Raw genomic sequence first — 13,594 nt, 5'->3', positions numbered from 1 at the left:
GCCAAATCGGGACATGCCGGTCTACTCCTTGGTCCGTCTGCGCAGCTTGGGGCCGCTCTTGGTGGTGATCTCGTCCCAGTGCGCGGCGAGTTGGGCGACGGTCTTGTGCTGGAACACGGACCGGATCGAGACCTCCACGCCGAGCTCGCCCCGGATGCCGCTGATCAGGCGCGTGGCGAGCAGGGAGTTGCCGCCCAGGTCGAAGAAGTCGTCGTCGATGCCGAGGTCCTGGGTGTCGAGCACGGTGCGGAACAGGCGGCACAGCAGTTCCTCGTGCTCGGTGCGGGCCGGGCGGCGCGGGGTGTCCCCGGCGGCCGGCAGCCGTCTGCGGTCGAGCCGGCCGCCCGGCGTGAGCGGCAGGGCGTCCAGGACGACGAGCGTGACCGGCAGCATCCGGGCGGGCAGCTGCCGGGCGAGGTGCGCCCGAACCTCGTCGGCCACGACGGTCTGCTCCCCCTGCTCCTCCGCCGCCTCGACGTAGCCGACGAGCCCCCGCCGAGTGGCGACGACCGCGGCGCGGGCCACGGCGGGGTGGGTCAGCAGGACGGTGCGCACGGCTTCCGCGCCGGCCGGTGCGTCCGGGCCGTCCAGGTGTTCAAGTCGTCCGTCGGCGGTCTGCCGGGCCGGTACGCCCGTGCGGTACATGCGGGATCCGGGCGGGCCGGACGGATCGGCGACGAACCGCTGGGCCGTCGGGCCGGGACGCCCCGGGCTGCCGTGCGCGAACTCGCCCGCCACGTACAGCTCCCCCACCGCGCCCGGTGCGGCCGGGGTGAGGGACGGGGTGAGCACCCGGGCGCGGGCGGGGCCGTACGGTGCGGCGGGCGCCGGTCCCGGGTCCTTGCCCACGTCGAGGGTGCGGCCCGCGCACAGGGCCGGCAGCAGGTCCGTCGCCGTCGTGCCGGGGCCGACGGCGAGGGGTTCGTCCGTGAGGGACGCGAACCGCGCGGTGGCTGCCGCCAGGCCGGCGTGGGTGACGGCGGTCGGGTACGGCCGTGCCGTCGCGTCGGCCTCGTACCCGAGGCAGGCCGCCTGTGCGGGCAGGATGCCGGGGAGTGCGCTGCCGGAGGTGTCCGGGCCCGGCGACTCGGCCGGGATGAGGGGCAGGCCGTGCCACGTCAGCGCGGCGGTGGCCTCGTCGACCACGACGGCCGCCGGGCGGGCGTCACTCAGGACCGCTTCGGTCCACGGACGCGGGTCCGCCGGGTCGATCTCCAGGAAGCAGGCTCCCGCCTTCAGCACGCCGAGCAGCGCCGCCGCCCGGTCCACGGGGTGCGAGCAGCAGACCGCGACCACGGAGCCGGGCCCGACCCCGTGCCGGGCGCAGGCGCGGGCGAGCCGGTCGGCCTGCGCGTCGATCTCGCCCCGGCCGGTCGGCACCGCGTCGACGACGAGGGCCGCGGCGTCCGGGCTGTCGGCTACGCGACGCGCCCACAACTCCGGCAGCAGGGTGTCGGGCAGGGAGTCCGCGGCGTGCGGGCCGGTCGGGGCGGCCAGGGGGTGCGTGGCGCCGGGAGCGGTCGCGGCGAGCGTGCCGATCCGGTGGTCGGGAGCGTCGAGGAAGGCCCGCAGCAGGCGCCCGAACCGTCCGGCGAGGCGCTCCACGGCCGCGGGGTCCAGGGCGTCGCGCTTGTACTGCAGTCGCAGCCGCAGCTCCGGGTCCTGCTCGGCCAGCACGACGAGCGGGTAGTGCGCGCCCGCCAGGGAGCGGAAGCCGGGTGCGGGCAGTCCGGCCGCGGCACTCGCCGTGGCGACGGCGGCGGCGTCGAACGGATAGGACTGGAAGACCACGAGGGTGTCGAAGAGCACGCCGAACCCGGTGGCCTCGTGGATGTCCACCAGACCGGTGTGGTGGTGTTCCAGGAGGGCGCTCTGCGTCGACTGCAGCTCGGCCGCGAGGTCGGCGAGCGTCGTCCAGGGGGTGCATCGCGCCCGTACCGGAAGGGTGTTGATGAACAGTCCGACGATGTCGTCCACGTCGGGCAGCGCGGGCGGGCGGCCGGAGACCGTCGTGCCGAACACGACGTCCGTGCCGCCGGTGGTCTCGGCGAGCAGCACCGACCAGGCGGCCTGGACCATGCTGTTGAGGGTGGTGCCCCGTTCGGCGGCGCGGCGCGCGAGCGCCCGTGCCTCGTCGGGCGCGAGGTCCACGTCGAGCGTGCCGAACCCGCCCGGTCCCTCGCCGTGTTCGGCGGGCGTGATCAGCGTGGGCCCGGCGAGGCCGTCGAGCGCCCGGGCGTGCGCCCGTACGGAGTCCTCCCGGTCCTGGCCGGTGAGCCACACCAGGAAGTCCTTGAAGGGGCGCGGGGTGCGCGGCGCGGCGCCGGGGTCGCCGTAGAGGCGGATGAGGTCGTGCAGCAGCAGGGGTTCCGACCAGCCGTCGAAGAGGGCGTGGTGTGCGGTGAGGACGAGTCGGGTGCGTTCGGCGCCGACGCGGGCCAGGGTGAGCCGCAGCAGCGGGGGTGTCGCCGGGTCGAACGGCTCGGTGCGGTCCGCGGTGAGGAAGTCCTCCATGTCATCCGTGAACAACTCGACCTCCCGCCAGGGGAGTTCGATGCCGTCGACGACCAGCTGCACCAGGTCTCCGGCGGCGTTCGGGACGTACGCGGTGCGCAGGACGGCGTGGCGGTCGAGCAGGGCCTGTCCCGCGGCGCGCATCCGTGCGGCGTCGACGGGGCCGTCGAAGGCGAACACCAGCTGGACCTGGTAGGTGTCGGCGTCGGTGTCCGCCAGCCGGGTGTGGTGCAGCAGACCGGACTGCAGCGGGGTCGGCGGCCAGATGTCGGAGAGTCCCGGGTAGCGCTCCTCCCACGCCTCGATCTCGTCCTGACCGACGGTGACGAGGGGGACGTCGGAGGGGGTCAGTCCGCCGGCGTCCGGCCCGGCCACGTGGTGGGCCAGGCCTTGCAGCGCGGCGCACCACAGGTCGGCCAGCTCGCGCACCTCGGCGGGGGACAGCACACCGGTGGGGGCGCCGAAGACCGCGCCGAGCCGTGGCCCTTCGGGGGTGTCGGTGACGGTCGCGTTGATGTCCACCTCGCACAGCGCGGGCATGGCCGCGTCGTGTCCGGCGTCGAGTTCGGCGAGTTCGGCGAACTGCGCGAGTTCGTCGGTCTGCGTCCAGCCGAGCCCGCGCAGGTGCTCGGGCATGTCGGCGGCGGAGAAGCGGCCCAGGTAGTTGAAGCCGATCTGGCCGATCGGGTGCCGGCTCAGTACCGCGGCCGTGTCCGGGTTGAGGTGGCGCAGCAGGCCGTAGCCCAGTCCCTTGTCCGGGACCGACAGCAGCCGCTCCTTGACCGCCTTGACCACCGTGCCGGCGGCGCGGCCCCCGGCGATCGCCTCGTCGAGGTCCGCGCCGGCCGTGTCGAGGCGGACCGGGAAGACGCTGGTGAACCAGCCGACCGTGCGGGAGAGGTCGGCACCCGGCACGGCGTCCTCCTCGCGGCCGTGGCCCTCCAGCCGCAGCAGCGTCGAGGTCTCCCGCACTCCCCGGTCGTGGCGCCACTTGGCCACCGCGAGGGCCAGCGCGGCCAGCAGGCCGTCGTTGACTCCGCCGTGGAACGCGGCGGGTACGGCGCCGAGCAGTGCCTCCGTCACGGGCACCGGCAGCAGGACGCGTACCTTCTCCACCGTGGACCGCACGTCCACCGCCGGGTCGAGCCGGCGCCTGCCCAGGACAGGGTCGGGGCCGTCGACGATCGACCGCCACAGGGCCAGCTCCTCGGTCCGGTGCCGGGTGCCCGCCTCGTCCACCAGGGCGTGGGCCCAGCGCCGTACCGAGGTGGCGACCGCGGGCAGGTCCGGGGCGTGCCCCTCGCGAACGCGGCTCCAGGCGGCGGCCAGGTCGGGCATGAGGATGCGCCAGGACACCCCGTCGACCACGAGGTGGTGCAGGGCCGGCAGCAGACGGCCGGGGCCGCTCGGCGGGTCGAACCACACGAACTGCGCCATCACGCCCCGCGCCGGGTCCAACCGGCCCGCGGCGGCGTCGAGTTCCGCCACCAGCAGGGTGCGCCAGGACCCGGCGTCCCAGCGCCCGTCGCACGGCACCCGGCGGATCAGGGGAGCCACTTCCACGGAGCCCGGTGGGCCGACGACCAGGCCGTCCGGGGCGAGGCGGGCGCGCAGCAGGTCGTGGCGGTCGACGACCGCGGTCAGGGTCGCGGCCAGCCCGGTCTGATCGATGCCCTCGGGCAGTTCCAGGACGACGGCCTGCGCCAGTCGGTCAAAGCCCGGTCCGAGCTCCCGGATCCAGTGGGCGACCGGCATCAGCGGCATCCATCCGGTGCCGCCGCCGTCGAGTTCGGCGAGTGTCGTGGGCGCCTCGGAGCGGCCCTCGACCGCCACGGCCAGCCCGGCCACGCTCCGGCACTGGAAGATCTCGCGCGAGGTGACGGACACGCCCCGTGCCCGGGCGCGCGTGACCACCTGGATGGCCTGGATGCTGTCGCCGCCCAGCCGGAAGAAGTCGTCGTCGACACTGACCCGTTCGAGGCCGAGGGCCTCCGCGAACACGGCGGTGAGGGTCTCCTCGGCGGGCGTGCGCGGCGCCCGGTAGTCGCCGCCGGTGAACACCGGTTCGGGCAGCGCGGCCCGGTCCAGCTTGCCGTTCGGCGTCAGCGGCAGCCGCTCCAGCGTCACGATCGCCGCGGGCACCATGAACTCCGGCAGCCGCTGCCCGCAGTACGCCCGCAGCTCCTCGGTGCGGGAGGCGAGCGCACCGGCGGCGGCCGGGACCACATAGGCGACGAGCTGCTTGCCCGGTCCGCCGCCGCGCGCCTCACGGGCGATCACCGCCGCGTGGGCCACGGCGGGGTGGGCGAGCAGAGCCGCCTCGATCTCGCCGGGTTCGATGCGGAAGCCGCGCACCTTGACCTGCTGGTCGGCACGTCCCTGATAGACCAGGTCACCGTCCTCGTCGACGGTGACGAGGTCGCCGGTGCGGTACATGCGCTCGCCGCCGGGCCCGAACGGGCAGGGCACGAAGCGCTCGGCCGTCTGCGCCGGCCGGTGGAGGTAGCCGCGCGCCACTCCCGGTCCCGCCATGTACAGCTCGCCGGACGTGCCGGGCGGCACCGGGCGCAGCTCCTCGTCCAGGACGTAGGCGCGCATGCTGTCCATGGCCTGCCCGATCGGCACGTCGGGGCTCGGCTCGCGGGTGCGGTCCACGCGGTGGCTGGTGGCGAAGACGGTGGTCTCCGTGGGCCCGTAGCCGTTGACGAACACCGTGTCCGGGCAGGCTTCCATGGCCCGCCGCACGACCGGGGCCGACACCCGGTCGCCGCCGACCCAGACCTCCCGCAGACCGGCCAGGCTGTGCGCGTCCTCCTCGACGACGAGGTTGAACAGCGCGCTGGTCAGCCACACGGCGGTGACGTCGTGGCGCTCCACCAGCCCGGCCAGCGCGTCGGGTGTCAGGTCCGGCGACGGGTCCACCACGACCCGGCCGCCGCCGAGCAGCGGCACCCACAGCTCGTAGACCGAGGCATCGAAGGCGAGCGGCGAGTGGAGCAGCACGCGCGCGTGGCCGCCGCCGCGGAAGCGCTCGTCCCGGGCGAGGGCCACCACGTCCCGGTGGGTCACGCCGATGCCCTTGGGCACTCCGGTCGATCCGGACGTGTAGATCACGTACGCGAGTTGATCCGCGTACCCCTGGAGGACGGCCCTTGGAAGGCCGTGGTCGGCACGCCGCGTGGCGGCCACTTCGTCCGGTGTCAGCACGGGGCATGCACCGGGCGGGTCCACGTCCGTCCGGGTGTCGGTCAGCCGCAGCGCGGGCCGGACGTCCCGGAGCATGAACGCGACGCGCTCGGCCGGGTAGTCGGGGTCCATCGGCAGATACGCGGCACCGGCCTTCAGCACGCCGAGCAGCACCGCCACCAGCTCCGCCGAGCGGGCCATGGTGACCGCCACGACCGACTCGGGCCCGACCCCGCGCCGCACCAGACCGGCCGCCAGCCGGTCGGCTCGGTCCGCGAGTTGACGATAGGTCAGCCGCGTGTCGCCGCAGACCACCGCGATCGCGTCGGGGGTGGCCGCCACCCGTCGCTCGAACAGCGCGGTGATCGTCACGCCGGGGACGCGCGGGGCCGCGTCGTCGACCGCGGTCAACGAGGGATCCCGCTCGATCGGAACATGCACATCCATCACTCCACGCGGACGCAGCGGATCGGAGAATTCGGTTCACATCGCGTTGCCGCCCTGTCCCGAGGGGCATGAAAGGGGGTCACTTATTCGGGCGGGAACTTCCGCCCGAGCCGTCGCCTCGGGAACTGCGGTGAATCCGGCGGGAATTCCCGGCCACATCACGGCCGACCACATCTTCCGCCTCCGGAACGCTCCACACCTTCACGCCTGCGGGCCGCCGGGGTCAAGCAATTACGGGCGCCCCGGCAGCATCGTCCGCACCGCCCGCTGTCCCGTCGACAGGACATCGCGGAGGCCTTTACGGTGGGCCGGCCGGGTCATGCCCGTGCGCGGCGCCCCACCCGCCACCGGCGGCGGGCGCGTTTCCGGGGAACGCGCCTGTCCCGTCGACAGGACAGCCGGAGAACCCGGATCACCCGGAGAACCGGAGTACTCGGAGTACTCGGAGTACCCGGAGTACCCGGAGATCTCGGATCTCGGAGAGCGTTCCGTCTTCCGACTTCCGTACTCCACCGCCAACAGCGCGAGAAAGAACGAGGAAACCATGCCGTCAAAGCCTTTCCCGCTGGTTTGCTTGCCTTTTGCCGGGAGCGGAGCGGGGTTCTACCGCGCCTGGAAGGACATACCGACGTACGGCATCGACGTACTGCCGGTGCAACTTCCCGGGCGTGAGGAACTCTTCCTCGACGAGCCCTTCTCCGACGCCCTCGAAGCCGCCGCCCACCTGGCCCCGCAGGTCGCCGAACTCACCGCGGAGATGCCGCGCTTCGGTCTCTTCGGCCACAGTCTCGGCGCCGTACTGAGCTACGAGATCGCGCGGGAGCTCGACCGGCTCGGTCACCCGGCCCCGGCGCACCTCTATGTCAGCGGCTCACCCGGCCCCTGGCACGGTCGGGACGCGCGGGCCACCGGGCTCGACGACGACGAGTTCCTGGAGCGCGTCCAGGAGTTCGCGGGCTACCGGCACGAGGCCTTCGACGACCCGGACCTGAGGGAACTGCTGCTGCCCCTGCTGCGCGCGGACGTGTCGATGCACGAGAACTACAAGCCCTCCTCGGACGAGCCGCTGGACATACCGGTCACCTCGCTGCGCGGCACGGAGGACACGCTGGTCAGCCGTGAGCACGCGCGGCAGTGGCGGGAGGTCACCCGGGGAGCCTTCCGCCACCTCGAACTGCCGGGCGGCCACATGTACCTGGCGGACGCGCCCGAGACGCTGCTGCGCGCCGTCGCCGACGACTGAACGGGGCGGGACGGGACGGACGACGGGGCGGAGCGGGACAGGACGACGGGACGGAACGGGACGGGACGGCGAGAGGGAACGGGGAACGATGAGCATGCTGTTGCAGGACAAGACGGCCGTGATCACGGGAGCGGCACGCGGGCTGGGCCGGGAGTGCGCCGTGCGGTTCGCCCGCGAGGGTGCCGACCTGGTGCTCCTGGACATCGCCGCCGATGTGGACGGCGTCGGCTATCCGCTGGGCAGCCGCAGCCAGTTGGACCATACGGCGGCGCTGTGCGAGGCGCAGGGCAGCGCCGTCGTCACCGCGGCCGTGGACGTGCGCGACACGGCGCAGGTCGAGGAGGCCGTCGGCAAGGCTCTCGCCCGGTTCCACACCCTCGACGTGCTCGTCAACAACGCGGGCATCGCGGGCCCGTCGGGCCGCCCGCTGCACGAACTCACCGACTCCGACTGGTCGTTGATGCTGGACACCGACCTGTCCGGGGCCTGGCGGATGATCAGGGCCGTCGTACCGTCCATGCTCGAGAACCGGTCCGGGAGCATCGTCAACGTCTCCTCGACCGCGGGGCTCGTCGGCTACCGGCACTTCAGCGGATACGTCGCCGCCAAGCACGGTCTCATCGGCCTGACCAAGGCCGCGGCACTGGACTACGCGCCGCACCGGATCCGGGTCAACGCCCTGTGCCCCGGTTCGGTCCGCGACAACCCGCTGGTCGAGGGCCGGATGCTGGTGGAGATCGCCCGCTCGCTCGGGCTGCCGGCCGAGGAGCACGAGGAGATCTTCGTGCGCGACCAGCCGATGAACGCCCTCGTCGAGTCCTCCGACATCGCGGGTGCCGCGGTGTGGCTGGCCGGCGACGACTCCCGCCGGGTGACCGGCACGGTGCTCACGGTCGACGGGGGTTTCACCAGCCGATGACCTTCACCGCCGGACGGGAGCAAGGGCACCAGACCGCGTCGACACCGGCAGGAGACCGGACCATGCAGACACGAACCGGGAGGCCCGGGATGTCACCGCACACCGCCGACCAGGACGATCACCAAGACGGCGGCGGCGCGCCGGTGGCGTTCCGGGAGGAGCCGGCGCCGTCCTTCCGACGCCGCCCGCACCCACAGGGGCGGGCCTGTCACGCCCTGGCCGCCCGGCTGCCGGACCCGCTCCGTGCCCCGGACGTCCGCCGTCGGCTGGACGCCGCCGCCCAGCGGTGGCCGGCCCTCGGGCGACCGCGCCTGTGGGAGACCTCGCTGCCCACGGCGCCCGGCGCCCCGGCCTCCCGGGACCGCAGGAACCGGGAACTGCTCCGTCCGGTGCCCGAGGGCCACGGCCCGCTGCGCGCGGTGCTGCTGCGGTACGTCGACGGAACGGCGGACCTCGTCCTGGTCGCCCTCCGGCACCGCGTTCCGCGGAACGTGCTGGAGCAGGTCGCCGACCTGGTGCTCGCGGGCTCGGTCACCGCCGACGAGCCGCCATCCGCCGGGGACGATCCCCGTCCGTCGGAACACGACGCGCCACACCCGGACCCCACGTCCGCCCTCTGGGACGCCCCCTGGGACGCCCCCGACTGGGGACTCGGCGACACGGGCCTCGGCGGGGTCGTCAGCGCCCGCCCGCTCCACCTGCCCCGGCTCGCCACACGCGCCCGCAAACTGCTGCCGGCCGCCCTCGCCCTCACCCTCGCCCGGTACTCCGGCGAGCGGACGGCCGGCATCGGGTACGTCGACGCGGACGCCGGTCCCGAGGGCGCCAGCCTGCTGACCGTCGACATCGACGAGGACGGCGCCCCCGCGGACCTGCTCGCCCGGACCGACGCCGCCTGCCCCGTCCCGGCCGGGCCGCACCTGCCGCCCGTCGGCGTCCTGATGTCCAGCGCGGGCGACGACCGCACCTACGTGCCCTGCCTGGCACCCGTCTTCCCGCTCACCCTGCACGCCGTGGAGCGGCCCGACGGCACACTGGACGCGTCGTACTGGTTCGACGAGGGCGCTCTCTCTCCCCGCGTCGCCGAGATGTTCTGCGCCTCCGTGGCACGGCTGACCGCACAGCTCGCCGGAGCGGCGGGCGCCGCGTCGGCCCTGGCGGAACTCCCGGTCCTGACGGCCGAGGAGACGGCCGAGGTACTGCGGCTGGGCGGTGCGGGGGCCGGCCTCGGGGCGGGCGAGCGGACCGACGAACGGACCGACGAGCGGACCGATGAAGGGACCGACGAACGGATCGACGAACGGTTCGAGGAGATGGCCCGGCGCCGACCCGACGCCGTCGCCCTCGTCGGCGACGAGGGCGAACTGACGTACCGGCAGCTCGACGAGCGCGCCGACGGAGTGGCGGCCGGACTGCGTGCCCTCGGTGCGGCCCCCGGCAGCAGGATCGGTGTCTGCCTGGACCGCGACACCTCCCTCGTCGTCGCGCTGCTGGGCGTTCTCAAGGCGGGCTGTGCCTACGTCCCGATGGACTTCCGGTATCCGCCGGACCGGTTGCGGTACATCACCGAGAGCGCCCGTCTCCCGCTGGTCATCGGGGATCCCGAGGGCTTTCCCGCCGTCGAGGGCGTCCGGGTCGCGGAGCTGGACGCGCTGGTCTCGGCCGGCTCCGGCACGCAGGGTACGGAAGAGGAGGAGCCCGCGCCGCGCGGCACCGCCGCCGACGCCGCGTACGTGATCTTCACCTCGGGTTCGACGGGCCGGCCCAAGGGCGTGGTCGTCCCGCACCGGAACGTGCTGTCCCTGCTCGCGGCCACCGCGACGGACTTCGCGCTGGGCCCCGACGACGTGTGGACGCTGTTCCACTCCAGTGCCTTCGACTTCTCGGTGTGGGAGATCTGGGGTTGTCTGCTCACCGGCGGGCGGCTCGTGGTCGTCCCGTACTGGACGGCGCGGGACACCGACGAGTTCCGCCGGCTGCTGGCGGAGCAGCGCGTCACCGTGCTCAACCAGACTCCCTCCGCCTTCACCCAGCTGGTGCGCGCCGACCGGGACGCCAAGGGCGAACTGGCGGTACGGCTGCTGGTCTTCGGCGGCGAGCCGCTCGATGTGGGGGTGCTGGCGCCCTGGTTCGCACGGCACTCCCCCACGCTGTGCCGTGCCGTGAACATGTTCGGCATCACGGAGACCACCGTCCATGTGACCGCGCAGCCGGTCACCCCGGCCGAACTCGTGGCCGGGTCCCGGTCGGTGGGACGCGCCCTGCCCGGCTGGTCCGTGTCCGTGCGGGACGCCCGCGGCCGGGTGCTGCCGCCCGGTGCGGCGGGTGAGATCCACGTGGGCGGCGCGGGCGTGGCGGACGGCTATCTGGGACAGCCGGAACTGACGGCGCACCGGTTCATCGAGGACGCGCTGACGGGCGAACGCCTCTACCGCAGCGGGGACAAGGGGCGGCTACGTCCCGACGGCCGCCTCGACCATCTGGGCCGGCTCGACAACCAGGTCAAGATCCGCGGCCACCGCATCGAGCTCGACGAGATCCGCTCGGTGCTGGCGGGCGACCCCGCGGTGAGCGCGGCCGTCGTCATCACGCGCGAGGCCTCGCCGGGCGATCCGGCGAGCACCCGTATCGACGCGTACGTCGTGCTCGACCGCCCCACCGGCCTCGACGGCGTCCTGGACCACACCCGCCGCATCCTCCCCGACTACATGGTCCCGGCCACCCTCACGGAGATCCCGGCGATCCCGCTGACTCCCAACGGAAAGCCGGACCTCGCCCGGCTTCCGTCGCCGACGACCGTCCAGGGCCCGCGCTCCGGCGCACAGCGCCACAAGGACGGCGGCTCCTCCGGCCGGTCCCCGGCGCAGGATCCCGCCCCCGCCACGCCCAGGGCATCCGGCTCCCGCTCCGGCTCCGTCGCCGAGCAGATCCTGGAGGCCTGGAGCGGGTGCCTGGGCGCCGAGGTCACGGAGGACGACAACTTCTTCGAGCTGGGCGGCAATTCACTGCTCGTCGTCCGCGTGCTGACCGCGCTGCGCGAGCAGGGCCTGCCCAAGGTCCCGCTCCGTGACTTCTACGCCAACTCGACCGCCCGCGCCTTCATCGGGTTCGTCGAGCGGCTCCACGAAGCCGGCGACCCCGCCTCCACGACCGCGACGGAGGCGTGAGAAGACCGCTCCCCCGCCCGGCCGACCGCCACCCCATCCGGTCGACCACGGCCCCGCCCGACCCGGCGCCCGACCCGGCGCCCGGCCCGCCCGACCCGTCGTCCGGCCCGCCCTCAGCGCCGCCGGGCACCCCATGGCGCCACCCCTGACGCGCCCCGCGCGCTCCACGTCGCGCGGGCTGCGACGGGGGTGGCGTCACTTGCACATGGCGCCACGGCAGTGTGAGGATGGCGCCGTGGAACTGATGCGCTATGTCGAGGCACTGCGCCAGGAACTGCTGGTCGCGGCCGACGCGGGAGACGCCAAGGCACGTGAGGCCGCCGAGCGTCTCGTGACCCCGCTCTCGTCCGCCGTCCGCCTGGTGCTGCTCGACGCGCTGTCGGCCGCCACGGACGAGATCACCCGCGAACTGGCTCCCGGCGCGGTCGAGATCCGGCTCAGAGGACTCGAACCGCACTTCGTCGTCACACCGCCGCCCGTGGACCAGGCTCCGGAGTCCGACTTCGAGCATCCCCGTCAGCTCCCGCTGCCCCCGTCGGCGCCCACGACGCGCGTCACGGTCAACGGCGACGACCGGGCGACGTCCCGCATTAACTTCCGTCCCCCGGAGCATCTCAAGGCCCGTATCGAGGAGGCCGCCGGCCGGGACGGGCTGTCGGTGAACGCCTGGCTGGTGCGGGCGGTGTCCGCGATGCTCGAGTACGACGAGCGCACCCGGGGTTCCGAACGGCACGTGCCGCGGGGCGGCGGGGACCACTACACGGGTTGGGTCACCTAGCCCCGCCCTACGTGGGCCGTTGTGGCGCCCTGCGCCCTCACGGCCCGCGAGACGCTCAGCCAGTTCGTCAGGAGGGGCAGCAGTGCCTTTGTTCGAGACGCCTCAACCCATCTCGGTGAGCGTCGACATCGCCGTCGGGGATGTCCGGCTCAGTGCCGACGACCGCTCCGACACGGTGGTCGAGGTGCGCCCCGGGGACCCGGACAACGAGGCGGACGCGAAGGCCGCCGAGAGCACCCGGGTCGAGTACGCGGGGGGCCGGCTGACCGTCCGGGGGCCTAAGCCGCTCGCGCTGGTCGGCAGGCCGGGGTCCGTCGACATCATGATCGACCTGCCCTCGGGTTCGGAGGTCTCGGGCTCGGCGCAGACCGGGAGTTTCCGCTCCAGCGGCCGGGTGGGGCCGTGCCGGGTCAGGACCTCCACCGGTGACATCCACCTCGGTGACACGGGCCCGCTCGTCGCCACCACGTCGGTCGGGGACGTCACGGCCGACCGGGTGGACGGCTCGGCCGAGGTCACGACCGGGGCCGGCTCGGTACGGCTCGGCATGCTCACCGGCTCCGCGGTGGTCAAGAACGCCAACGGGGAGAACTGGATCGGCGAGGCGGCCGGAAAGCTCCAGGTGCGGGCCAACGGCGCCATCACCGTGGACAAGGCCCACACCACGCTGGAGGCCAAGACCGCCCGGGGCGACATCCGGGTCGGCGAGGTGGTGCGCGGCACGGTCGTACTCGCCACCTCGCGCGGCGCCCTCGACATCGGCATCGGCGCCGGTACGGCGGCACGGCTGGACGTCAGGACCAAGTCCGGCACCGTGCACAACTTCCTGACGGCGTCCGACGGCCCGGGACAGGCCCAGGAGACGGTCGAGGTGCACGCCGGTACCTCGGTCGGCGACATCTCCGTGCGGCGCGCCTGAGCCACGCCCCCCGGAATACCCGGGGTGACGAGGTGGCGGCACCATGGCGCCTGAAGGTGGAATTCCCTTCGCGCCGCCGCGCCACAAGGCCTTTTCCCGAGCGGGGACGCACCGATTCCGGCAGTGGTCGACCGTATGCGTCCACAACCCCGTTGACACGAGTCTCCTTTGCGTGGGGCCGGTGAGCAGCTAATTCACCCTCTAAAACGTGTCGGAATAAAGCATTCCGAAGACGTGGCCCATACAGCCATAGGCGCGGCGCCATTTGATCTTCAAAAAATGGCACCAAATGGCGCCATCACTTGAACAGAGAAGCGATCTCGGGTTCTACTAGGAATGGCCGTTCGAAGGAGCGCGGATCGATCCGCTGCTTCGGCGGTGACTGTGCCATGACTAGGGGGACTTGTGGTCGAGGCGAACG

General features: G+C 73.5%; 6 protein-coding genes. 5 read left to right on the top strand and 1 reads right to left on the bottom strand.

Translation table 11 applies throughout. From position 1 onward, the window contains the following. Nucleotides 1-21 precede the first annotated feature (21 nt). A complete protein-coding gene (locus ABIE67_RS41380; protein WP_370266707.1) occupies nucleotides 22-6,147 on the bottom strand; it encodes an amino acid adenylation domain-containing protein in 6,126 nt (2,041 codons plus the stop codon). Between the two features lie 574 nt (nucleotides 6,148-6,721). On the opposite strand from ABIE67_RS41380, the gene ABIE67_RS41375 reads away from it, so the two are divergent. The 5 genes from ABIE67_RS41375 (at nucleotide 6,722) to ABIE67_RS41355 (ending at nucleotide 13,173) form a co-directional block, all read left to right on the top strand. Continuing rightward, complete coding sequence (locus ABIE67_RS41375; RefSeq protein WP_370266706.1) at nucleotides 6,722-7,390, top strand: thioesterase II family protein; 669 nt, start codon at nucleotides 6,722-6,724, stop codon at nucleotides 7,388-7,390. Nucleotides 7,391-7,484: 94 nt separating this feature from the next. Further along, on the top strand, nucleotides 7,485-8,309 hold the full coding sequence (locus tag ABIE67_RS41370) for a mycofactocin-coupled SDR family oxidoreductase (RefSeq protein ID WP_370269455.1): 825 nt from the start codon (nucleotides 7,485-7,487) through the stop codon (nucleotides 8,307-8,309). Nucleotides 8,310-8,371: 62 nt separating this feature from the next. Continuing rightward, nucleotides 8,372-11,476: a non-ribosomal peptide synthetase gene (locus ABIE67_RS41365; RefSeq protein ID WP_370266705.1), complete on the top strand. Its 3,105-nt coding sequence runs from the start codon at nucleotides 8,372-8,374 to the stop codon at nucleotides 11,474-11,476. Between the two features lie 235 nt (nucleotides 11,477-11,711). Next, nucleotides 11,712-12,254, top strand: coding sequence for a hypothetical protein (locus tag ABIE67_RS41360; RefSeq protein ID WP_370266704.1), 543 nt, complete (start codon nucleotides 11,712-11,714; stop codon nucleotides 12,252-12,254). Between the two features lie 82 nt (nucleotides 12,255-12,336). Then, nucleotides 12,337-13,173 (top strand): DUF4097 domain-containing protein, encoded by an 837-nt coding sequence (locus ABIE67_RS41355; RefSeq protein ID WP_370266703.1) that lies wholly within the window; start codon nucleotides 12,337-12,339, stop codon nucleotides 13,171-13,173. The last annotated feature ends 421 nt before the right edge of the window (nucleotides 13,174-13,594 follow it).

The organism is Streptomyces sp. V4I8, from assembly GCF_041261225.1.
In the GTDB taxonomy this organism is placed as follows: Bacteria; Actinomycetota; Actinomycetes; order Streptomycetales; family Streptomycetaceae; genus Streptomyces.
Note: the sequence above shows the minus strand (reverse complement) of the source record. Positions and strands in the feature narration are given on the sequence as shown.

Bases quoted from the DNA above. Each gene is read 5' to 3' on its own strand.
- ABIE67_RS41365 (WP_370266705.1), top strand. From the start codon at position 8,372: ATGCAGACACGAACCGGGAGGCCCGGGATGTCACCGCACACCGCCGAC.
- ABIE67_RS41380 (WP_370266707.1), bottom strand. From the start codon at position 6,147: ATGGATGTGCATGTTCCGATCGAGCGGGATCCCTCGTTGACCGCGGTC.
- ABIE67_RS41370 (WP_370269455.1), top strand. From the start codon at position 7,485: ATGCTGTTGCAGGACAAGACGGCCGTGATCACGGGAGCGGCACGCGGG.